Annotated in this window: 13 protein-coding genes; 4 read left to right on the plus strand and 9 right to left on the minus strand. The window is 55.6% G+C overall.

Annotated features, from left to right (window positions below):
• Positions 1–64 precede the first annotated feature (64 nt).
• Positions 65–961, plus strand: coding sequence for a DMT family transporter (locus tag ACT9TW_RS18585; RefSeq protein ID WP_446493330.1), 897 nt, complete (start codon positions 65–67; stop codon positions 959–961).
• Here the strand turns inward: ACT9TW_RS18585 and narI are convergent.
• From narI to ACT9TW_RS18605, 4 genes are read right to left on the minus strand one after another with little or no spacing between them, the layout of a single operon-like run.
• A complete protein-coding gene (narI, locus tag ACT9TW_RS18590) occupies positions 958–1,635 on the minus strand; it encodes a respiratory nitrate reductase subunit gamma (protein ID WP_315685933.1) in 678 nt (225 codons plus the stop codon). The two genes, ACT9TW_RS18585 and narI, sit on opposite strands and share 4 nt — an antisense overlap.
• Positions 1,635–2,345: a nitrate reductase molybdenum cofactor assembly chaperone gene (narJ, locus tag ACT9TW_RS18595; protein ID WP_446493331.1), complete on the minus strand. Its 711-nt coding sequence runs from the start codon at positions 2,343–2,345 to the stop codon at positions 1,635–1,637. The genes narI and narJ overlap by 1 nt, the downstream gene beginning before the upstream one ends.
• Positions 2,342–3,877 (minus strand): nitrate reductase subunit beta, encoded by a 1,536-nt coding sequence (gene narH / locus ACT9TW_RS18600; RefSeq protein WP_315685935.1) that lies wholly within the window; start codon positions 3,875–3,877, stop codon positions 2,342–2,344. The genes narJ and narH overlap by 4 nt, the downstream gene beginning before the upstream one ends.
• Positions 3,874–7,617, minus strand: a complete 3,744-nt coding sequence (locus ACT9TW_RS18605) for a nitrate reductase subunit alpha (RefSeq protein ID WP_446493332.1) — start codon at positions 7,615–7,617, stop codon at positions 3,874–3,876. The genes narH and ACT9TW_RS18605 overlap by 4 nt, the downstream gene beginning before the upstream one ends.
• Positions 7,618–7,970: 353 nt before the next feature.
• On the opposite strand from ACT9TW_RS18605, the gene ACT9TW_RS18610 reads away from it, so the two are divergent.
• Positions 7,971–10,250: a patatin-like phospholipase family protein gene (locus tag ACT9TW_RS18610; protein WP_446493333.1), complete on the plus strand. Its 2,280-nt coding sequence runs from the start codon at positions 7,971–7,973 to the stop codon at positions 10,248–10,250.
• Positions 10,251–10,294: 44 nt separating this feature from the next.
• Here ACT9TW_RS18610 and ACT9TW_RS18615 read toward each other — a convergent pair whose 3' ends face one another.
• Positions 10,295–11,692: a NarK family nitrate/nitrite MFS transporter gene (locus tag ACT9TW_RS18615; protein WP_446493334.1), complete on the minus strand. Its 1,398-nt coding sequence runs from the start codon at positions 11,690–11,692 to the stop codon at positions 10,295–10,297.
• Positions 11,693–12,001: 309 nt separating this feature from the next.
• Between ACT9TW_RS18615 and narX the strand changes: the two genes are divergently transcribed.
• Positions 12,002–13,798: a nitrate/nitrite two-component system sensor histidine kinase NarX gene (gene narX / locus ACT9TW_RS18620; protein ID WP_446493335.1), complete on the plus strand. Its 1,797-nt coding sequence runs from the start codon at positions 12,002–12,004 to the stop codon at positions 13,796–13,798.
• Positions 13,791–14,441, plus strand: coding sequence for a two-component system response regulator NarL (narL, locus tag ACT9TW_RS18625; protein ID WP_003856701.1), 651 nt, complete (start codon positions 13,791–13,793; stop codon positions 14,439–14,441). Before narX ends, narL begins: the two co-directional genes overlap by 8 nt.
• Before the next feature lie 2 nt (positions 14,442–14,443).
• Here the strand turns inward: narL and ACT9TW_RS18630 are convergent, their stop codons facing one another.
• From ACT9TW_RS18630 to ACT9TW_RS18645, 4 genes are all read right to left on the minus strand, one after another.
• Positions 14,444–15,850, minus strand: coding sequence for a YchO/YchP family invasin (locus tag ACT9TW_RS18630; protein ID WP_446493336.1), 1,407 nt, complete (start codon positions 15,848–15,850; stop codon positions 14,444–14,446).
• 171 nt (positions 15,851–16,021) lie between these two features.
• A complete protein-coding gene (locus ACT9TW_RS18635; RefSeq protein WP_446493337.1) occupies positions 16,022–18,538 on the minus strand; it encodes a nitrate reductase in 2,517 nt (838 codons plus the stop codon).
• Positions 18,535–22,521 carry a nitrite reductase large subunit NirB gene (gene nirB, locus ACT9TW_RS18640; protein ID WP_446493338.1) on the minus strand — a complete coding sequence of 1,329 codons (3,987 nt, stop codon included), beginning with the start codon at positions 22,519–22,521 and terminating at the stop codon, positions 18,535–18,537. Before nirB ends, ACT9TW_RS18635 begins: the two co-directional genes overlap by 4 nt.
• Before the next feature lie 13 nt (positions 22,522–22,534).
• Positions 22,535–23,323, minus strand: a complete 789-nt coding sequence (locus ACT9TW_RS18645; RefSeq protein ID WP_182061360.1) for an ABC transporter ATP-binding protein — start codon at positions 23,321–23,323, stop codon at positions 22,535–22,537.
• Between the last annotated feature and the right edge of the window lie 4 nt (positions 23,324–23,327).

Here is a 23,327-nt window from a genome sequence, read left to right on the forward strand (position 1 = left end):
ATATCACCTCTGTAAAAGCCAACACGCTTTTTCGACAATAGAGCAATTAATCAGGAGGTGCATAATGGGTGATAGACAAAAAGGCGTCTGGCAAATGAGCCTGGCGATGCTTATTTCCGGCTCAATCGGAGCCTTTGTATTACTCTCCGGTTTACCGGTCACAGAAGTCGTGTTCTGGCGCTGCCTCATCGGTGCCGTTGCTCTCTTTCTTTTTATCCGTATCAGCAAACAGCCTTTTAGCCCATTAACCAAAATCACGTTGGGGTTGGCAATTCTTGGCGGTATCGCGCTGGTCGTTAACTGGATGCTGCTCTTTGCCGCCTACGCGCGCATTTCGATAGGTCTGTCGACCGTGGTCTACAACACGCAGCCATTTATGCTGGTAATGATGGGGATGTTGCTGGGTGAACGTGTGAGTCTGGCAAAATGGGGATGGCTCCTGCTTGCCTTCGGCGGCGTGGTGGTTCTGCTCTCAGGCGAGCTGACCAGCAAACACGAGGCTGGCTGGCTTAGCGGTATTGCGCTGGCGCTTGGCGCCGCGTTCTTTTACGCGCTGACGGCCATTATCACCCGCAAGCTCAGAAGTATTGCGCCACAACATATTGCGTTTATTCAGGTCTTAACCGGGGTGGTTATGCTTTTGCCGTTGGCGCACATGCCCACGTTTTCCGGGCAATTCCCGTGGGGAATACTATTAACGCTGGGGATTGTGCACACCGGTATAATGTACCAGCTGCTCTATAGTGCCATTCAGAAGCTCCCTACCCCTGTCACCGGCTCCCTTTCCTTTATTTACCCGGTGGTGGCGATTGTGGTTGATAATCTGGTCTTCGGGCATTCGCTGACCGCGACGCAACTGGCGGGTGGCGCGCTGATCCTGGTTGCCGCCGCGGGCAACAACCTGGGCTGGGGCGAAAAAAAACCCCGCTCGTGCGGGGTTGGTATCAAAACGGCAAATTAGCGGCGGGCACGCACAATCTGGTATTTGCGCGTCAGGTACTCTACTGGCGCGCTCCAGATGTGGACCAGGCGAGAGAACGGGAACAGCACAAACAACGTCATCCCCAGCACCAGGTGCACGCGGAACACAAACGCCACACCGTCCAGATGCTCAGACGCACCGCCGTGGAACGTCACCACCGACTGTGCCCAGCCAACCAGTTTCATCATTTCGCTGCCGTCCATATGCTGTGCAGAGAACGGAATGGTCAGCAGACCGAGCGCACACTGCACCATCAGCAGAGACAGGATCAGAATGTCGGCCCCGGTAGTGGTTGCACGCACTCGCGGGCTGAACAGGCGACGTTTAAGCAGCAGCAAGCCACCCACAAGCGTCATCACACCGCACGCGCCACCGGCAATCATCGCCATTTTTTGCTTCACTTCAATCGGCAGGAACGACTCATACATCCAGTGAGGCGTCAGCATCCCGAGAAAGTGACCGGCAAAAATACCCAGGATCCCGATGTGGAACAGGTTAGAAGCCAGGTTCATCCCTTTGCGATCCAACATCTGGCTGGACGCCGCACGCCAGCTGTACTGACCGTAGTCGTAACGCAGCCAGCTTCCCACCAGAAACACGGTGCCCGCAATGTACGGGTAGATATCAAAGAAGAACATATTCAGGAAGTGCATTATTGCTGTCCTCCGTTAGAGATATTCAAATATTGCGGGGCAACAGCTCCGGCAAAACGACGCTGGTGAGCCGAGATTTCCGACTCGCCGCAATTCTGGTCAGCAAAGAATTTCACTTGTTCTTCTTCCCAGACAGCATCCAGCGCCTGCGGGGTATCATCGCGCGCTTCATCGGCAATTTTATCCGCCACTTTCTCACTGTCGATGGCCGCATTCGCGAGTTTCACCAGCAGGTCGAACAGTACCGCATAGCGGCTCTCACGCTGTTGCAGTCGCGCACTGAGCAGCGCCAGAATCGGCGCGATGTCCTGCAACCCACCAAGCGCCTCTTCTTTTGGCAGCTGCGCCAGATATTCGAGGTACAGCGGCAGGTGATCCGGCAGCTCGCGGCTATCAAGTTGCAGACCGTGCTGTTCGTACTGCGCCATCAGGTCTACCATCGCCTGACCCCGGTCGCGGGATTCGCCGTGAACATGTTCAAACAGCAGCAGTGAAGTGGCACGACCACGGTCAAACAGCTGGCTGTAGTCGGCCTGTGCATCCAGAAGATCGCGCGCTAACAGGTCGCGCAGGAAAACGCCCAGACTCTGGGCATCTTCTTTACCCAGGTTTTCAGATGACGCGAGTGCATCGAAAAGTTCCTGTTGATGCTGCGCAAGCGCAGCATCCGGGTACTCGAGCAGACGCGAAACAATGACGAGTTCAATCATTGGTGCGGCTCCGTTTTGCTGGTCACATCCATGGCATCGATGCGGCGGCTGTTGAAGAGGTTGAATTTGGTGTCTGACCCGTGGCAACCATCGCCGAAGGTAAAACCACAACCGCTTTTTTCCGGGAAGGCTTCGCGAGCCAGTTCGCGGTGACTGCTTGGTACCACAAAACGATCTTCGTAGTTGGCAATCGCCAGATAGCGGTACATCTCCTGCGCCTGTGCTTCACTCAGACCCACCTCTTCCAGCGCACGGGTATCAATCACACCGTCTACCGTTTCCGCGCGTTTGAAGTGGCGCATCGCCAGCATCCGTTTCAACGCCAGCAGCACAGGTTGCGTGTCGCCCGCGGTCAGCAGGTTCGCCAGGTACTGAACCGGGATACGCAGACTTTCAACGTCTGGCAGAATGCCGTTACTGCCCAGTTCACCGGCATCTGCGGCAGACTGAATCGGTGACAGTGGTGGCACATACCACACCATCGGCAGCGTGCGGTATTCCGGGTGCAGTGGCAGCGCCAGCTTCCAGTCCATTGCCATTTTGTACACCGGAGACTGCTGCGCAGCGTCGATCACGCTCTGCGGTACGCCATCTTTCAGCGCCTGCTCAATCACTTTCGGGTCATTCGGATCGAGGAACACATCCAGCTGACGCTGATACAGATCTTTTTCGTGCTCGGTGCTGGCTGCATTTTCAATCGCATCTGCGTCATACAACAGCACCCCGAGATAACGAATACGGCCTACGCAGCTTTCAGAACAAACGGTCGGCATCCCCGCTTCGATACGTGGATAACAGAAGATGCACTTCTCGGATTTCCCGCTCTTCCAGTTGAAGTAGATTTTTTTGTACGGACAACCGGTGATGCACATACGCCAGCCGCGGCATTTGTCCTGGTCGATAAGCACAATGCCGTCTTCTTCACGCTTATAGATGGCACCGCTCGGGCAGGTGGCAACACAGGCCGGGTTAAGGCAGTGTTCACACAGGCGCGGCAGATACATCATGAAGGTATTTTCGAACTGGCCGTACATCGCCTTCTGCATATTTTCGAAGTTCTGATCTTTGGCGCGTTTCTCAAACTCACCGCCCAGAATTTCTTCCCAGTTTGGCCCGCTGGTGATTTTGTCCAACCGCTTCCCGGTAATCAGCGAGCGTGGACGGGCAATCGGCTGGTGTTTGCTTTCTGGCGCGTTGTGCAGGTTCTGGTAGTCGAAATCAAACGGCTCGTAGTAATCGTCAATGCCCGGCAGATGCGGGTTAGCGAAGATTTTGCCCAGCAACATCGCGCGGTTACCCATGCGCGGTTGCAGTTTACCGTTGATCTTGCGGATCCAGCCGCCCTTCCATTTTTCCTGATTTTCCCAGTCGGTCGGGAAACCGGTGCCTGGCTTACTTTCGACGTTGTTGAACCAGGCGTATTCCATGCCTTCACGGCTGGTCCAGACGTTTTTACAGGTGACTGAGCAGGTATGACAGCCGATGCATTTATCCAGATTCAGCACCATGCCGACTTGTGAACGAATTTTCATTTTACGCTCTCCTGTACCTGGTCATTACCTTCGCCGTCTAACCAGTTAATATTCTTCATTTTACGAACCACCACGAACTCATCGCGGTTAGAGCCTACGGTGCCGTAGTAGTTAAAGCCGTAGGCCAGCTGCGCATAACCGCCGATCATGTGGGTCGGTTTTGGCGTAATACGGGTCACGGAGTTGTGAATACCGCCGCGCTGCTCGGTGATTTCCGAACCCGGCAGGTTAACGATACGTTCCTGCGCGTGGTACATCATGGTCATTCCGGCAGGTACGCGCTGGCTCACTACCGCACGCGCCGTCAGCGCACCGTTGCTATTGAACACTTCGATCCAGTCGTTATCTTCAATACCCAGATCTTTGGCATCCGCTTCGCTCATCCATACAATCGGGCCACCACGTGACAACGTCAGCATCAGCAGGTTGTCGCTGTAGGTGGAGTGGATCCCCCACTTCTGGTGTGGTGTCAGGAAGTTCAGCGCTTTTTCCGGGTTGCCGTTGGATTTCTTGCCCATCACCCCTTTCACTGAACGGGTGTCGATTGGCGGACGGTAAACCAGCAGGCTTTCACCGAAATCACGCATCCACTGGTGATCCTGATACAGCGATTGACGACCCGTGAGCGTACGCCATGGGATCAGCTCGTGAACGTTGGTGTAACCGGCGTTATAGGACACATGTTCGTCTTCCAGGCCTGACCAGGTCGGGCTGGAGATAATCTTGCGTGGCTGGGCCTGAATATCGCGGAAGCGAATTTTCTCTTCCTCTTTATTCGTCGCCAGGTGCGTATGGTCGCGGCCGGTGAATTCACTCAGTGCCGCCCAGGCCTTCACGGCCACATGGCCGTTAGTTTCAGGCGCCAGGGCCAGGATCATCTCTGCCGCATCAATGGCCGTGTTCAGCATTGGCTGGCCTTTGGCCGGGCCGTCTGCTTTGGTGTAATTGAGCTTACGCAGCAGATCCATTTCGCTCTGGGTATTCCAGGCAATGCCTTTACCGCCGTTACCGATTTTCTCCATCAATGGACCGATAGAGGTAAAGCGTTCATAGGTAGCCGGGTAGTCACGTTCAACCGGAATAATGTGCGGTGCCGTCACGCCCGGGATCAGGTCGCATTCACCTTTTTTCCAGTCTTTCACGTCAAGTGGCTGCGCCAGTTCGGCAGCGGAGTCGTGCTGGATCGGCAGGGTTACCACGTCCGTTTCTTTACCCAGATGGCCCACGCAAACTTCCGAGAATACCTTCGCGATATCTTTGTAGATATCCCAGTCGCTTTTGGATTCCCATGCAGGGTCAACGGCGGCAGACAGCGGATGAATAAACGGATGCATATCCGAGGTATTCATGTCGTCTTTTTCATACCAGGTAGCCGTTGGCAGCACGATGTCGGAATACAGACAGGTGCTGGACAGACGGAAGTCCAGCGTCACCACCAGATCCAGTTTCCCGTCCAGACCGTTGCCTTTCCATTCCACTTCTTCTGGCTTCACGCCGCCCTGCTTGCCAAGATCTTTACCCTGAATACCGTTCTCAGTACCGAGCAGATACTTCAGCATGTACTCGTGGCCCTTGCCGGATGAACCCAGCAAGTTGGAGCGCCAGATAAACAGGTTACGCGGATGGTTTTTACCGTTTTCTGGCTGTTCCGCCGCAAAACGAATGGAGCCGTCCTTCAGGGATTTCACGGTGTAATCCGCCGGGGTCATACCGGCTTTTTTCGCTTCTTCGGCGATGCGCAGGGGGTTGGTTCCCAGCTGCGGTGCAGACGGCAGCCAGCCCATGCGTTCGGCGCGCACGTTGAAGTCAATCAGATGACCGGTGTAGCGGGATTTATCCGCCATGGGTGACAGCAGCTCTTGCGCATTAACCGTTTCATAGCGCCACTGGCTCGAGTGGTTATAGAAGTAAGAGGTACTGTTCATGTGACGCGCAGGACGCTGCCAGTCAAGGGCAAACGCCAGCGGCTGCCAGCCGGTCTGTGGGCGCAGTTTTTCCTGGCCCACATAGTGCGCCCAGCCGCCGCCACTCTGCCCTACACAACCGCAGAAGATGAGCATATTGATAAGACCGCGATAGTTCATATCGAGGTGATACCAGTGGTTCAGACCTGCCCCGACGATAATCATCGAGCGGCCGTGGGTTTTGTCGGCGTTCTCGGCGAACTCACGGGCAATACGGGTGATCTGCGCACGCGGCACGCCTGTTACCTGTTCTGCCCAGGCCGGAGTATAGGCTTTCACATCATCATAGCTGGTAGCGCAGTTTTCATCATTCAGACCGCGCTCCAGGCCGTAGTTCGCCATGGTCAGATCGTAAACGGTAGTAACCAGCGCCGTTGAGCCATCCGCCAGTTGCAGGCGTTTGACCGGCAGTTTGTGCATTAAGACGTTTTGCAGTTCAACTTTGTTGAAGTGTTCGGAACCTTCGCCCCCGAAGTACGGGAAACCGACATCAGCGATATCATCCTGGCTGCCCAGCATACTCAGGCGCAGTTCAGTCTCTTCGCCGGTTGTACCGTTACGCTGTTCCAGGTTCCATTTACCTTTCTCACCCCAGCGGAAGCCGATAGATCCGGTTGGAGCCACCAGTTCGCCATTGCTGTTACAGGCCACGGTTTTCCATTGTGGGTTGTTTTCCTGGCCCAGGGCATCCACCAGGTCGGCAGCGCGCAGCATTCGGCCAGCAGCATAGTAGCCGTCACGCTCTTCCAGCATGACCAGCATCGGGAAGTCGGTGTAGCGACGGACGTAGTCGGTGAAGTACTGGCTCGGTTTATCCAGGTGGAACTCACGCAGCATGACGTGGCCCATCGCCAGCGCCATCGCCGCATCGGTACCCTGTTTCGGAGCTAACCACAGGTCGCACAGTTTGGCGATTTCTGCGTAGTCCGGAGTGATAGCTACCGTTTTGGTGCCTTTGTAGCGCACTTCAGTGAAGAAGTGGGCATCCGGTGTACGGGTCTGCGGAACGTTAGAACCCCACGCCAGAATGTAGCTGGAGTTATACCAGTCGGCAGATTCAGGAACGTCGGTTTGCTCACCCCAGGTCTGCGGAGACGCAGGCGGCAGGTCACAGTACCAGTCGTAGAAACTCAGGCAAGTGCCGCCGATAAGGGACAGGTAACGTGCGCCCGATGCGTAGGACACCATCGACATCGCCGGGATCGGCGAGAAGCCCGCCACGCGGTCCGGGCCATAGGTTTTGACGGTATAGACGTTTGAGGCGGCAATCAGCTCGTTCACTTCCTTCCAGGACGAACGCACAAAACCACCGCGGCCACGCGCTTGCTTGAAACTTTTGGCTTTATCGGCATCTTCAATAATAGAGGCCCAGGCATCAACCGGATCGCTGTGCTGAACTTTAGCTTCGCGCCACATTTTCATCAGGCGTTTGCGCATCAGCGGATATTTCAGGCGGTTGGCGCTGTACAGATACCAGGAGTAGCTTGCACCACGTGGGCAGCCGCGCGGTTCGTGGTTTGGCATATCCGGGCGCGTGCGCGGATAGTCGGTCTGCTGCATTTCCCAGGTCACCAGGCCATTTTTAACGAAAATCTTCCAGCTACACGAACCGGTGCAGTTTACGCCGTGGGTGGAACGAACGACCTTATCATGCTGCCAACGTTGACGGTATCCATCTTCCCAGTCCCTGTTGGTATCCAGAACCTGGCCGTGCCCATCGGCAAAGGTTTCGCCCTTCTGCTTGAAGTAGCGAAACCGGTCCAAAAATTTGCTCATCGGGTATCTCCTGTGTGGAGCCTGTGGCTCTCTAAATCGACATTGCTGATTTGCAGCGAAGGTAACGCTCTGATAGATGGCGAGAATTGATAACGATCAAGGGCAACAGGGTTGGCAAAACGAGTGGATGCGCAAAATACCACCAAAGAAGTAGTATTTTATGTTTTTTAATTGATTGTTTTTTATAGGTATTTATTAACTTTCATCGAGGAAGGCGTAAAACCCTAACAAGATTAGTTATTAAGTGGTAGGTGTTTTTGGCTGTTTAAGAACAGTGCATGAGTCTCATTTTTTTACGCCTGGTCTAGAGTCATTTTATATCACCCTAAATTTTACCTGGTAAGGGCACAACGATGAGCGAAGCGTCAGATGTTCATAACCTCTCACCTGATAACGAAAAAGATGCCATTAAAGAACGCCGGGAAAAATGTAAACTTCAGAACATAGAATACACGGGTACGCTGGGGCTGGCTTTATCAGGTGGGGGGATTCGCAGTGCAACCTTTTGTTTAGGTCTGGTTCGTGCGCTCGCTAAAAATGGGCTTCTGAAAAAAATCGATTATCTGTCGACTGTATCTGGTGGTGGTTATTTAGGCGGAATGCTGGGCCGCTTATATACAAAGAATAACGAGAAGTATTCGATTGAAAAAGCACTCGCCAGCGACGATACCATTTTACTGGCATGGTTACGGAATAACGGTCGGTATCTTACACCTGCGGGGTTTCTCGACAAGTCACTGGCGATTACCCAAATCTTTCGCTCTTTTATTGCGGCATTATTTCTTCTGACGCTAATGTGTCTCGTCGTAAGCGGTATTGCCATCAGTCTTAATACAATGTTAGTTCTCCAGCCAAAATTTCTCGAAACAACGCCCTGGCTGATAGCGCTCTCTGTCCCGCTCTATTTTTCTGCCGTGATGGCCTTCTCTTACTGGATACTGGATGAAGAAAAACCCAGGAAATCCTTAAAATTCGCCCTTACTGTGATGACAATTTGTTATGCATGTTTAGCATGGATAATCGATTTTCCTGATTACTTTCTACAATCATACTTGCCTCCGATCGCCCTTTTCATTATTGCGGTCACAAATGTAAAGCTCATTCACTCTGCATTAAAAACGCTCAGTTCCACTTCAGGGAAACTGAGACAACAGTTTACACGGGCGATGACAAACAGCCTGTGGCTGGCAGGTGCCATACTTATTTTATGGGGGGTATACGCTCTGGGGCTGCTATGGTCCAGAGAAAGTTCTGCTTCGGGTACGCTACTCCCTCCAGCATTACTCGCGTTGCTAAAAGCAAGCTGGGAGCTCACCGCCGTCAAAAAATTGTTCAGTAAAATGAAAAACGGCCACTCTTTTATATCCATCAGTTTGATGCAAGGTGCGAACATTCTTGGCTATCTGTTGTTAATTTTTTCGCTGATAACGGTCTGCGCCGCTGAGATCAAAATCATCAGGTACGATTCACTTTTCCACTACGCTCTCTATCCTTCACTGTTCGCTTTTGCAGTGGTGTTATTCTTCATTTACCTCTGCCAGCCAAAACGAATAATTACGTTCCTGAATTTAAGTTCTCTGCATAATTTCTACCGTTCACGTATTGAACGCGCCTGGCTTTCTGTTACAAATGTAGGCTCTCCGCCAAAACACCGCTTTCCACAGAACCCATTAGAAGACCAGTTAAACAACAAGCTTGCCAATATCGAGAAAGTCACGGACCCCTTGCACTGCGATGACGTTCAATTTAAAGACTATAACCCGCATAGTCATCTGGGGCCGATTCACCTGATCACCTGCTGTATAAACCAGACAGTTGACGATCGATCAGGAAACTATAATGCCGACAGAAAGGGAATTGCACTGACGGTCAGCTCATTTGGTGTTGAAACAGGCACGCATTTCCCACTCCCTTCCAACGCATTAAAAGACAGTACGTTATCGAAGTGGATTGCCATATCGGGAGCCGCAGCCGCAACAGGAATGGGCTCTCTGACATCCCCTGGTCTGGCATTTATTCTTTTCCTGATTGGTGGCAGGCTGGGTTTTTGGGAAAAAAACCTCAATCCGAAAGATGACGTGACCGCTTCACTACCTGCCCTGTTTGCCGAAATGTTTGCCCGATTTCCCGGCAAAAACAGCGAATACTGGTATCTCTCTGATGGCGGACATTTCGAAAACACCGGTGTATACCCCCTGCTAAAACGGCGGGTAAAAACGATCGTTGTGGCTGACTGCGGTGCTGACCCAGAATACAGGTTTGACGATCTTGAAAATCTGGTGCGTAAAGCTCGCATTGATTACGGCATTATCATCACTTTTGATACACCAGCCCAGCCGATGTTTATTCCTCTCTACGACCTGAAAAAAGGGGAAGCAGCAGCACCGCTTATCAAAGCGACAATATCGTACCCGAAACAAGGCCCCTTGCCCAAAATGGAAGGTACATTGCTGATTGTAAAACCTCATTTGCTGGAAAACATGGGGCTCGATACCGAACGCTACGCAAAACGACATGATGATTTTCCGCAGCAAACGACGGGCGATCAATTCTTTGATGAGGAGCAGTGGGAAGCCTACCATCAGCTAGGTTTGCAGGCGGGTAAAGCGATTACAAGGAATATGCTGTCATAGTAAAAAAAACGCGGCCCTAAGGCCGCGCAAACGGATAATCAAACTTACTTATTTTTCTTGGTATTACGGCCATATACCAGCCACGTGATCACAACGCAGGCGATATAGAATACGAGGAACACTTTCATTGCTCCTGCCGGAGAGCCGGTCAGGTCAAGCGAAATACCGAACGCTTTCGGAATGAAGAAACCACCAATCGCGCCAATGGCAGAGATAAAGCCCAGTGCCGCTGCGGTATCGGTCGCGGCTTCGCGCATGGCCTGTGCTTCGTTGCCGCCCTGCGCTTTTACGCGGTCCATCGTCAGCTTACGGAAGATAATCGAGATCATCTGGAAGGTAGAGGCACTGCCCAGCCCGGCCGTCAGGAACAGCACCATAAACACGCCGAAGAACGCGGTAAAGTTTCCGCCCTGGCCGTTGGTTGGCAGCGTCAGGAACAGCAGCGCACAGAAGATAGCCATCACCACAAAGTTCACCAGCGTCACACGCGTTCCGCCCAGGCGGTCAGAAATCATCCCACCAGTAGAACGGGCCAGCGCACCAATGAACGGACCAAAGAACGCATAGTGAAGGATCTGCACTTCCGGGAACTGGGTTTTTGACAGCATCGCGAAGCCTGCGGAGAAACCGATAAAGGATCCGAAAGTTGCAAGGTATAACAGCGCCATCACCCAGAGGTGTCCGCGTTTCAGCACCGGCAACTGCTCGCTCAGGGAAGCTTTCGAGGCCGACAGGTCATTCATAAAGAACCAGGCCGTCAGCGTTAATACCACCAGGAATGGCACCCAAATCCACGCTGCGTTCTGAAGGTACAACAAAGAGCCATCCGGTTGCTGCGCACCCGTACCACCAAATACAGCAAAGACAGAAACAGAGATAACCAGCGGTGCAATCAACTGCATCACGCTCACGCCCATATTCCCCAGACCGCCGTTAATGCCCAGCGCACCGCCCTGCTTCGCTTTCGGGAAGAAGAAACTGATGTTGGCCATGCTTGAGGCGAAGTTTGCGCCAGCAAAACCGCACAGCAGAGAAATAATCACGAACACACTGAACGGTGTAGAGGTATCCTGCACGGCAAAACCGAGCCACACGCAAGGCACGATCATGATGCCGGTACTGAACGCCGTCCAGCGGCGACCGCCAAACAGGGGAACCATAAACGCGTAAGGAACACGCAGTAATGCGCCCGACAGCGCTGGCAGCGCCGTCAGCATAAACAGCTGATCGGTGGTAAATTTGAACCCGACTTTTGGCAGGTTCACCGCCACCGCACTAAACAACATCCATACGCAAAACGCTAACAACAGGCACGGAACGGAAATCCACAGATTACGACTTGCTACACGGTGGCCGCGTTGTTCCCAGAACGCCGGATCTTCCGGACGCCATTCTGTAATTACGGCACCATTATCCCTTTCGGGGGCGGATGAGTGACTCATAGACACCTCTGATTCTCGAATGATGCTGCAAACATTAGGGTTTTAGGCCGGCGGTAAGTTGATATAAATCAAAGGAAAAGTGGGCAGATTTATGGCGAAAAAAAAGCCATTACTCTAAGTGAGTAGGCTTTTACGGTAAAAAAGGTGTGGTTTTTCACGGTACTGACGCTTCCCCGAACTCCCTTCCCCCCAGACATCACCCAACTGGCAATTTAGGGGTAATCCTTTATTGGTATGGGTATACTCCAGGGTATGCATGAAAATAGCGCCATTCCTGCAAGCAGGCCACGTCAGGAGCCCGGCAACTCTATGTTAAAAAAATGTTTATCCCCGCTGACACTCGTTAACCAGTTGGCATTGATTGTCTTGCTGTCCACCGCTATTGGTGTGACCGGCATGGCTATCTCTGGCTCGCTGGTACAGGGTGTGCAGGGTAATGCGCATGCCATTAACGAGGCAGGCTCGCTACGCATGCAGAGTTATCGCCTGCTGGCGGCCGTTCCCCTTACGCAGAACGATCAGCCGCTGATCAACGAAATGGAGCGCACGGCATTTAGCCCCGAACTGGAAAGAGCCGCCACACGCGACGGACAAGAGTCGCAGCTTAAGGCGCTCCAGGGCTACTGGCACTCGCAGTTAAAACCCGGCCTGGAAGGTGCGCAACATGCAGACACCGTATCGCAGGACGTCGCCGGTTTTGTCGCGCGCATCGATGCGCTGGTCTCCTCCTTCGACCAAACCACCGAACACCGTATTGACCGGGTAGTGGTTGTCCATCGGGCGATGGCGATATTTATGGCGTTACTGCTGGTGTTCACCATCGTCTGGCTGCGTGCGCGGCTGCTCAACCCATGGAAACAGCTGCTGGCGATGGCGCGCGCGGTCACGCAAAGAGATTTTACCCAGCGTACCCACATCAGCGGCCGCAATGAAATGGCGATGCTCGGACAAGCGCTCAATACCATGTCGGAAGAGCTGTCTGAAAGCTATGCGGTACTGGAAAAACGCGTCCAGGAAAAAACAGCCGGTCTTGAGCAGAAAAACGAAATCCTCTCGTTTTTATGGCAGGCTAATCGCCGCCTGCATATGCAGGTTCCTCTGTGTGAGCGCCTCTCACCGGTGCTTAATGGCCTGCAAAATTTAACCCTGCTTCACGATCTGGAACTACGGGTTTACGACATCGAAGACGAAGAAAATCATCAGGAGTTTACCTGTCAGTCGGACATGTCCTGTGATGATAAAGGTTGCCATCTTTGCCCACGCGGATTACCGCCGCTTACCGGCAGTGGTACCACGCTCAAATGGCGTCTGACAGACAGCCACACGCAGTACGGCATTTTGCTGGCTACCCTGCCAGCCGGGCGTCACCTTAACCATGACCAGCAGCAACTGGTAGACACGCTGGTTGAACAGCTGACCGCCACACTCGCGCTCGATCGCCACCAGGAAAAACAACAGCAGCTGATCGTTATGGAAGAGCGTGCCACCATTGCCCGCGAGCTTCACGATTCAATTGCCCAATCGCTTTCCTGTATGAAGATGCAGGTCAGCTGCCTGCAAATGCAGGACGACGGGCTGCCGGAAAGCAGCAAACAGCTCCTCAGCCAGATCCGCAACGAGCTTAATACCTCCTGGGTACAGCTTCGTGAACTGCTGACCACCTTCCGTTTGCAGTTGACCGAGCCAGGCCTGCGCCCGGCCCTCGAGTCCAGCTGCCACGAATTTAGCGCCCGACTGGGGTTCCCGGTGAAGCTCGACTACCAGCTTCCACCGCGTTTTGTCCCCTCTCATCAGGCCATACATTTACTGCAGATAGCCCGTGAAGCCCTGAGCAACGTGCTCAAACACGCGGGTGCGACGGCAGTAACCGTGACCGTCCGCCAGCACAATAATCAGGTGAAGCTTACGGTCCAGGACAACGGCTGCGGCGTGCCGGAAAATGCCGAAAGAAGTAACCACTATGGTTTAATTATCATGCGAGATCGCGCACAAAGCCTGCGCGGAGATTGCCAGGTTCGCCGGGGAGAGTCTGGTGGCACCGAGGTAGTGGTCACCTTTATTCCCGAAAAGCCCCTTATAACTGCCCAAGGAGAAAACCATGACTAACCAGGAACCGGCATCCATCCTGTTGATTGACGACCATCCGATGCTGCGCACAGGCGTGAAGCAACTTGTCAGCATGGCACCAGATATCACGGTGGTTGGCGAAGCCAGCAACGGCGAACAGGGTATCGAACTTGCCGAATCGCTTGATCCTGATTTGATCCTGCTCGATCTCAATATGCCGGGTATGAACGGTCTGGAAACGCTCGACAAACTGCGTGAGAAATCACTGTCTGGCCGGGTAGTTGTGTTCAGCGTTTCGAATCATGAAGAAGACGTCGTGACCGCACTGAAACGGGGTGCCGATGGCTATTTACTGAAAGATATGGAGCCGGAAGATCTGCTCAAAGCGCTGCAACAGGCCGCAGCCGGTGAGATGGTGCTGAGCGAAGCCTTAACGCCCGTGCTGGCCGCCAGCCTGCGCGCCAACCGTGCCACTTCTGACCGCGATGTCAGCCAGTTAACGCCACGCGAGCGTGACATTCTCAAGCTGATTGCTCAGGGCCTGCCAAACAAAATGATCGCCCGTCGTCTGGATATCACCGAAAGTACGGTCAAAGTGCATGTGAAACATATGCTCAAGAAAATGAAATTAAAATCCCGCGTTGAGGCGGCGGTTTGGGTACATCAGGAACGTATCTTCTGATTTCATTCATCCGGCAGCAGCTTCCAGCGTGGGTCGTCGTTAGGTAATGCCACCAGCGGTTGTGCCACAGCAAGCGTGATCTCATTGGAAGAGACACGCTGCCCGTCTTCATCTTCTACCACCACCGATAATTTCCAGCTATTGCGTGCGCCGCTCTGCTCACTCCAGGCGGGCATAATGACGCTCCAGCCATCGCTGCTGTTATTTTTTGCCGGCGACGTCAGGCTCAGGGCCAGCGTATCACCCTGCCAGTGCAGCTTACGGATACCGTGAGTACTGCGCACCTGTAGCTTCAGCATCACCGTTTCGCCCCCTTTCAGATCCCAGGGCGGCGTCGCCAGATACACCGATAAGGTTTTGCGCTGGCGGTACTCCATCACTGGCAGGTTATCCCGCTCTGGCGAATCGTAACGACTGCCGCGCAGCGAGCGTGTGGCGGCCACTTCACCGGCAGAGAGCTGTTTAACCAGCGGAACTCCGAAACGGTAATTGACCTTAAGTCCCAGATTGTTCTGGCTGACGCCACTTTCGCCCTGCTTGTGTGCAGCCGAAAACGTCAGCAACGGCACAGGGGTATAATCCAGCCCCAGATTTACCGCCATCGGGTTGTGGTAGCCGGTTCCACTGTCGAACAGATCCACGCTATCGCCAAAATACTGTTCAAAACTGACGCTGGTGTTCAGGTGATGGAACCACGGCAGCCATGCTTTCGCTGTGACATCGTAGCCACGGGCCATTCGCTGCTCCTGAACATCCGAGTGGTTGCGCCAGCTGGAAAACGGCTGGTAGTAGTTTGCCGACAAGCGCAGATTCTCGCCCCAGGCTTCGGCGCCCAGCCCCGCACGCTGCAAGTTTTCATCCAGCAGGTTGTCGTAGAAGGTGTTGTAGCCCAGCAACCATGTCCCGGCCAGCCAGCGTTGCCCAATGCCGGCATTGCTGACCAGCCCGTCCGTCTGCTGAGTCAGCCCAAGCTGGCTCCAGCTCAGGTAGCGGTTATTATCCTGCCAGGGCACAAACCATCGCCCGCTGCTGCCGGTGAATTTCCCCTCCTCGTCCACCAGCAAATCCACGCTGGCACTACCCCAGGGCGAGAGCCAGGTTTCAATTTGCTGATTCACCTCACCGCTTAACGCATCACGTACCTGGCCAAAGGCGAACTGGCGGGCCTGCTCGCCGGTCGTCAGGCCATTATCGGTCATGCTCGCTTCACCGAATGCTTTCGCCATCTCCGCCAGATGTTTTTCCCTTGCGGACGACGGTGCCGCCAGCCCAAGGTCGGGTAGACCATCACCGTTGTTATCAAAGGGATTCTGCGCCTGCTGGATAAAGGAATTCGGCGCAGCCTGAACGGCTCCGGCAGAACAGAGGAGGAGTAAACACAGCGTGCGAATACGGGGTAAAACAACCATCAATGTCGTGAGATGAAGCCTGTGGTTAAAAAAACAGGCTTCACACCTTAACGCGATTGGGAAAGAATTGCAGCCTTAAGGGAAATTTCAGGAATAAACTGAAGATTCCCTTTGGCCTTACGCAGAAAGCCGGTTACGTAATAATTCGATAAATAACTGTATTCCGGGCGCTCAGGAGAGAGGATTCACCTGCTGAATAGCGACAATCATGCCCTTCAGCTCCGGTACGCAGGAGCCGCAGTTTGTGCCACAACGCAGTTTTTCCCCCAGCGCTGCCGCAGTGTTGCAGCCTTTGCTAATCGCCTCGCGGATGGCATTTTCGCCGATGCTAAAACAGCTACAGATAATACGCCCTTGCTCGACGCGCTCTCCGGGCTGTTGTCCGTTAAGCAAGGCATGGCGCCCGGCCAGCTGTTCCGGCGCGGCACGAAAAGCCTCCTCAATAAACGAATGCGCCAGCGCTGGCAACGCGCTACCTTCCCAGAATCCCAGCATTAATGCGCCGTTTTGCCAGGCCAGCACGCTGCTGCGCTCACCGGTCTGCGCAATTTGCAGCTGCCAGCCTTGTCCGGTGCAGTGCGCCATGACCCACTCCAGCAGCGATTTATCCCCTGCCACGGTGATGCGCTGCACATCTTGCGCGGCTTTGCGCCACCAGTAGGCCGATAGCGGTAGCTCCGGCACGTCACGGGCGTATAGCTCCCCCTGCCAGGCGGGTTGCCAGGGCATGACTCTGACCGCCGTCTGCTTGCTTTCGGGCTGGCCTGAATGTGGATCGCAACGCCCTTCCACCAGAGCATTGACCTTCCCCTGACGGGCAAAGCAGCCGTTCCAGTGCATCGGGGTAAACAGCTCTCCGGCCCGCTGACCATTGTTGATCTTCACTCTGGCAACCATCACCCCACGCGGTGAACTCACGCGTGCCAGCTGGCCTTCGCACAGGGCAAAATGCGCGGCATCCTCTGCACTGATCTCAAGGTGCGGCTCATCCATATGTTGCATCAGCCTCGGTACGTAGCCGGTGCGGGTCATGGTGTGCCACTGATCGCGGATACGCCCGCTGTTCAGCAGCAGCGGATAAAGCGCATCCACCCTGGCACCGTGCTTTTCTGGCGACACCGGGATTATCTTCCGTTGCGGAAAATCCCCCGCTGCCCACTGGTACGGGGCCAGCGCGTCCCACTCTTCACGGCTCAGCGAAGCCAGCTCTTTTAGGTTAAAAGCCCGTGCGCCATCATTCTCAAATGCCGAGAGCGCCGCATGTTCACAAAAAATCTCCTGCGGATGCTGCCAGGAAAACGCCTCTGCGTAGCCAAGCTGTTTTGCCACCTGGGCGATTATCCACCAGTCCGGTCTGGCTTCTCCGGGCGCGGGCAGAAAAGCACGCTGGCGCGAGATACGCCGTTCCGAGTTGGTTACAGTGCCGTTTTTTTCCCCCCAGCCGAGCGCCGGAAACTGGATATGGGCGAAGCAACTGGTGTCCGTCTCGCGCATCACTTCAGAGACAATGACCAGCGGGCAGGATGCCAGCGCCTGACACACCGCGTGGCTGTCCGGCAGCGATACGGCAGGGTTAGTCCCCATAATCCACACCGCTTTGACCTCTCCGCGCGCGATGGCATCAAACAGCTCGACTGCCATCAGCCCCGGCGTTTGCGCCAGCCGTTCAGCTCCCCAGAAACGCGCCACGCGCGATAAGTCGTCCGGTTCAAAATTCATGTGCGCTGCCAGTTGATTCGCCAGCCCACCCACCTCTCGCCCCCCCATCGCGTTGGGTTGCCCGGTCAAGGAGAACGGGCCGCAGCCCGGCCGAGCGAACTTCCCGCAGGCCAGGTGGACATTGATGATCGCGTTACATTTATCGCTGCCGCTGGAAGACTGATTAATCCCCATGGTGTAGAGCGTGATCGCCCGGGGCGCGGTGATAAACCAGTCATAAAACGTGCCGATATCCTCTGCCGGCAAGCCACAAAATTCTGCCACCCGTGCGAGCGTCCACTCCGCAGTCCCCTGAATCATATTCAGCAGGCCGACAAACAGCCCGGCATCGCTGCCGGGAAGCAACGGCAGATGCAAATCCGCGATATCGCAGGTGGCCGTCCTGCGCGGATCGATTACCACCACTTTCATCGCCGGGTTCTGCTGGCGCGCCTGCACCAGCCGCTGATAGAGCACCGGGTGCGTCCATGCGGCGTTCGAGCCCACCAGCACCACCAGATCGCTGTTTTCTACGTCCTCGTAACTGCACGGCACGATATCTTCGCCAAACGCGCGTTTGTACCCCACGACCGCCGACGACATACACAGCCGGGAGTTGGTGTCGATATTTGCCGCGCCGATAAATCCCTTCATCAGTTTATTGGCAGCGTAGTAATCCTCGGTCAGCAGTTGGCCAGAGGCGTAAAACGCCACCGCCCGTGGCCCCCAGGTATCTATGATCTCCCGCAGGCGCTCACCCGCCACGTCCAGCGCCTGCGGCCACGTCGTCTCTTCGCCATCCACCACAGGGCGTAACAACCGCCCCGCTAACCCCGTGGTTTCACCCAGCGCCGAGCCTTTAACACAAAGCCGCCCCAGATTCGCAGGATGGGTTTCATCCCCCCGCACGCTGACTGTCTCGCCCTCAACGCGGGCAACGACACCGCAGCCTACGCCGCAGTAAGGACAGGTTGTACGGGTTTCATTCATGAGGCCTCCGCGCGCATCACCAGCTCTTCGTTTCCGACCCACACCTTGCCGTTTTCAATTTTCACCGGCCAGGCGCGCACGGCAGACTCGCCGTTTTCAGCCAGGCGCCCGTCGCGCAGACGGATGCGTTGCTTATAGAGCGGCGAAATGACAACCGGCTCGCCCCCCGCATCGCCCAGAATGCCGCGCGAAAGCACGCGGGCGGTGCTGCCGGGCTCAAGATCGTCAAGGGCATAGACGCTTTTGCCAAAGCGGAACAGCGCAATGTGTTTGCGACCAAGTGTCGCGCCAATGCCCGCCTGCTCAGGAATCTCATCAATGCCGCAGATTTCCTGCCAGCGTTTGTCCTCATCCGCTGGCGTGTCGTTCACCGCAGTGCGGAACAGCGCCAGACGGTCAGGATCGTTAAGCGTGGTTTGCCATTCGCACTGGTAGGTATCCACAACCCGCGCCATCTCCTGCTCAAGCTCGTGGGCAATTCCCAGGCTGTCGTCCAGGATCACCTCGCGAAGGTAATCAAGGCCGCCTTCCAGGTTATCCATCCAGGTACTGGTACGTTGCAAGCGATCCGCGGTTCGGATATAGAACATCAGAAAACGGTCAACCGTGCGGATAAGCGTTTCGTCATCCAAATCGCTGGCGAACAGGTCAGCGTGGCGAGGCTTCATGCCGCCGTTACCGCACAGGTACAAGTTCCAGCCTTTATCGGTTGCGATAACGCCGACATCTTTGCTCTGGGCTTCCGCACATTCGCGGGTACAGCCCGAGACGGCCATTTTGATTTTATGCGGCGCGCGCAGCCCCTTGTAGCGATGCTCCAGCCTGACGGCGAGCCCGGTGGAGTCTTGCACGCCGTAGCGACACCAGGTTGAGCCGACGCAGGATTTTACCGTCCGCAGGGATTTGCCGTACGCGTGCCCGGTTTCAAAGCCCGCTTCCACCAGCGCCTGCCAGATCTCCGGCAGTTGTTCGAGGGTGGCACCAAACAGGTCAATTCGCTGCCCGCCGGTAATTTTGCTGTACAGCTGATAGCGTTTGGCAATCTGGCCGATGGCAATCAGCCCGTCGGCGGTGACTTCACCGGCCGGCATTCGTGGCACGATGGAGTAAGTCCCATCCTTCTGGATATTGGCGAAGTAACGGTCGTTGGTGTCCTGAAGCGGCAAATGCGCAGGCTTAAGCAGATACTCGTTCCAGCAGGACGCCAGCACGGAGCCCACCAGAGGCTTACAGATTTCACACCCGTGCCCTTGTCCGTAGCGGCTGATCAGCTGATCGAAAGTGTGGATGTGGTTAACACGTACCAGGTGATAAATCTCCTGGCGCGAATACGGGAAGTGTTCGCAAATGTCCTTTTTCACCTCCACGCCCTGCTCAGCAAGCTGGAACTCCATCACCTGTTTGACCAGCGCACTACAGCCGCCGCAGCCGGTGGCCGCTTTGGTGCACTGCTTGATGGCACCGATATCCGTTGCCCCGGCACTGACCGCCTGGCAGATGTCGCCTTTGCTGACGTTATGACATGAGCAAATCTGCGCACTCTCGGGCAGCGCCGCCACGCCAAGCGCTTTGGGCGCACTGCCCGCAACGGCTGGTAAAATCAGCGTTTCAGGTTCTTTTGGCAGGCTGATACCGTTCAGCATCATCTGCACCAGGGTGGCGTATTCGCTGGCATCGCCCACCAGCACACCGCCAAGTAACGTTTTACTGTCGTGGCTGACGACGATTTTTTTGTAGATCTGCTGCGGGCCGTGGGTCCACTGGTAACTTAATGCCCCCGGCGTGCGGCCATGCGCATCGCCAAACGAAGCAACATCCACCCCGAGCAGCTTCAGTTTGGTACTCATATCGGCACCGGCAAAGGTCTTCTCTTCGCCCGCGAGACAGGCTGCCGCCACGCGCGCCATCTGGTATCCCGGGGCCACAAGGCCAAATATTTTTCCTTCCCACAGAGCGCACTCACCGATGGCGTACACGTTTTCATCGGAGGTCTGACACCGGGCATCAATGCAGATCCCCCCGCGCTCACCCACCGCCAGGCCGCTGCTGCGCGCCAGTGCATCCTGCGGACGGATCCCCGCAGAGAAGACCACCATATCGGTATCAAGCTGCTCGCCATCGGCAAAGCGCAGTACCAGGCCCGCATCGGTAGCGGCGATTTCGGTCGTCGCTTTTCTGGTATGCACACCCACACCAAGCGCCTCAATCTTTTTACGCAGCATCGCCGCGCCGTCGTTGTCGAGCTGTACCGCCATCAGATTTGGGGCGAACTCCACCACATGCGTTTCAAGCCCGAGCTGCTTCAGGGCATTTGCCGCTTCCAGCCCCAGCAGGCCGCCGCCGATCACTACTCCACGGCGGGAACCCGTGGCATGAGCCGCGATATTGTCCAGATCGTCGAGCGTGCGGTAGACAAAGCATCCTGGCTGGTCATTGCCCGGCACGGGTGGCACGAACGGATAAGAACCGGTCGCCAGCACCAGTTTGTCCCAGTGGGTTTCATGCCCGCTGGCGGTGCGCACCACCCGGGACTCCCGGTCGATAGCGGTGATCTGCTGGGATAAACGCAGTTCGATACCGTTGTCGGCAAAGAAATCACCCTCAACCAGCGAAAGGGAATCTGCGCTGCGACCGCCAAAATACTCGGAAAGATGCACGCGGTCATAGGCAGCATAGCGCTCTTCACCAAAGACGATAATCTGGTATTGCTGATGCAGATTGCGGTTTACGCAATCCTCAAGAAAATGGTGGCCGACCATACCGTGCCCAACCACCACCAGAGTAGGTTTTGTCATAGCTTTCTGTCCTGCAACCTGCGGTTGCGTAGTGAAACGATCGAACAGCCAGTCCACATGCGCGGGAACAGGCGTCGCCAGTAATTCGGTAAATGTCGCCGCGCTGCGGCAATCTCCCATCAGCAGCACGCCTGTAAGGGTGCCGCGATGAATTAATAAACGGCGATAATGCCGGGTCAGCGGATCCCACGAACTCCAGACCCCATCCTCCGGCATTGCCTGGGCGCGCCCGGCACTGAAAAGCTCCACGCCTGTCACCTTGAGACGCATCCCGCTGTCGTGATGACTCAATGCCGGTGGCGTCTCCCCGGCCAGGCGTGCGGCGAGAATATCCGCGTGCGCCAGACAGGGGGCGAACAGGCCAAACGTCTGGCCGTCAATCTCGCAGCACTCGCCGATGGCGCTGATGTGCGCGACGGAAGTCTGCATCTGGTGGTTAACCAGGATGCCTCTGGCGCAGGCAATACCGCTCTCGTTCGCAAGACGGCTGTTGGGGATAACGCCTGTGGCCATCACCACCCGTGCAGCCGGCAGCTGGCGACCATTCGCCAGCGTGACCGAATCCTCCGCAATCGCCGTAATACCGGACGACAGTTCGCAGCGAACTCCTCGCTCTGCCAGGGCTTCTTCCAGAAGCAATCCCGCCTGCTGATCCAGCTGCTGTTCCATCAACCATTCCCCGCGATGCACCAACGTGACGTTGTCACCCGAGAGCGCAAGAGCTGCGGCAGCCTCTACACCCAGCACCCCACCGCCCAGCACTACAGCCGGGCCGGCGATCCCCTGAATGGCACGGGTATCTTTCAGGGTGCGGAAGGTAAAAACATGCGGTGCCTGGTTTCCAGGAATCGGCGGTACAAAGGGGCTGGAACCGGTAGCAAAGACCAGCTCATCCCACGTCAGCGTCCGGCACTGGGTGTGGATTTCACGGCCTGCCACATCCACTGCCGTGACTTTTTCGCCCCGCAATACCGTGACGCCCTGTGCGCGATACCCGTCGTCATCCTGAAGACGGATTTTCGCAGCCTCTTTTTCGCCCCCCAGCACCGGAGAGAGCTGAATGCGGTTATAGGCATGTTCTGGCTCATCACCGATGACGGTGATAACAAAACGGCCCGGTGCGCGCTCAGTGAGCGCGGTTATCAGTCGTGTTGCTGCCATGCCGTTGCCGATAATGACCAGACGCATCGTGACCTCCTCGTTACGCCGCTTTCGGCTGTTTTTCGTAGAGGAAATGCAGGATCTGCTGGCGCATGTGGTGATAGCGGCTGTCGTCAGCAAGCTGTACCCGGTTACGCGGGCGCGGCAGATCAACGTTGAGGATCTCCCCGACGGTGGCCGCCGGGCCGTTGGTCATCATCAATACGCGGTCAGACAGCAACACCGCCTCGTCCACGTCATGCGTAATCAGCACAATGGTGGTGTTCAGCGCCTGCTGGATTTGCATCACCGAGTCCTGAAGATGGGCGCGCGTTAGCGCATCCAGCGCGCCGAACGGCTCGTCCATCAGCAGGACTTTCGGCTTCATCGCCAGCGCGCGGGCGATACCGACGCGCTGTTTCATGCCACCGGAGATCTCCCCCGGGCGCTTGTGCAGGGCATGGCCCATCTGTACGCGATCAAGGTTGTGCTCAATCCACTCTTTACGCTCCGCCTTACTCATGGTGCGGCGAAACACCTGATCCACCGCCAGCGCCACATTGTCGAAGCAGGTCAGCCACGGCAACAGAGAGTGGTTCTGGAAGACCACCGCGCGCTCCGGCCCGGGGCCAGCAATTTCGCGGTTATCACAAATCAACCCGCCTTCTGTCGGCAGCGTGATCCCGGCGATAAGGTTCAGCAGCGTCGACTTACCGCAGCCGGAGTGGCCAATCAGGCTCACGGTTTCGCCCTCGTGAATATCGAAAGAGACATTTTGCAGCGCCAGGAACTCACCGCTGGCGGTGGAAAAACGCTGGCTCACGGCCTGTACCTGAATTAACGGTTTCATAGTC

The sequence above is a fragment of the Enterobacter sp. C4G1 genome, from assembly GCF_052886895.1.

What these genes read in the sequence shown, in the direction of transcription:
- ACT9TW_RS18585 (WP_446493330.1), top strand. Translation starts at nt 65, where the DNA reads ATGGGTGATAGACAAAAAGGCGTCTGGCAAATGAGCCTGGCGATGCTT.
- narI (WP_315685933.1), bottom strand. Translation starts at nt 1,635, where the DNA reads ATGCACTTCCTGAATATGTTCTTCTTTGATATCTACCCGTACATTGCG.
- narJ (WP_446493331.1), bottom strand. Translation starts at nt 2,345, where the DNA reads ATGATTGAACTCGTCATTGTTTCGCGTCTGCTCGAGTACCCGGATGCT.
- narH (WP_315685935.1), bottom strand. Translation starts at nt 3,877, where the DNA reads ATGAAAATTCGTTCACAAGTCGGCATGGTGCTGAATCTGGATAAATGC.
- ACT9TW_RS18605 (WP_446493332.1), bottom strand. Translation starts at nt 7,617, where the DNA reads ATGAGCAAATTTTTGGACCGGTTTCGCTACTTCAAGCAGAAGGGCGAA.
- ACT9TW_RS18610 (WP_446493333.1), top strand. Translation starts at nt 7,971, where the DNA reads ATGAGCGAAGCGTCAGATGTTCATAACCTCTCACCTGATAACGAAAAA.
- ACT9TW_RS18615 (WP_446493334.1), bottom strand. Translation starts at nt 11,692, where the DNA reads ATGAGTCACTCATCCGCCCCCGAAAGGGATAATGGTGCCGTAATTACA.
- narX (WP_446493335.1), top strand. Translation starts at nt 12,002, where the DNA reads ATGTTAAAAAAATGTTTATCCCCGCTGACACTCGTTAACCAGTTGGCA.
- narL (WP_003856701.1), top strand. Translation starts at nt 13,791, where the DNA reads ATGACTAACCAGGAACCGGCATCCATCCTGTTGATTGACGACCATCCG.
- ACT9TW_RS18630 (WP_446493336.1), bottom strand. Translation starts at nt 15,850, where the DNA reads ATGGTTGTTTTACCCCGTATTCGCACGCTGTGTTTACTCCTCCTCTGT.
- ACT9TW_RS18635 (WP_446493337.1), bottom strand. Translation starts at nt 18,538, where the DNA reads ATGAATGAAACCCGTACAACCTGTCCTTACTGCGGCGTAGGCTGCGGT.
- nirB (WP_446493338.1), bottom strand. Translation starts at nt 22,521, where the DNA reads ATGCGTCTGGTCATTATCGGCAACGGCATGGCAGCAACACGACTGATA.
- ACT9TW_RS18645 (WP_182061360.1), bottom strand. Translation starts at nt 23,323, where the DNA reads ATGAAACCGTTAATTCAGGTACAGGCCGTGAGCCAGCGTTTTTCCACC.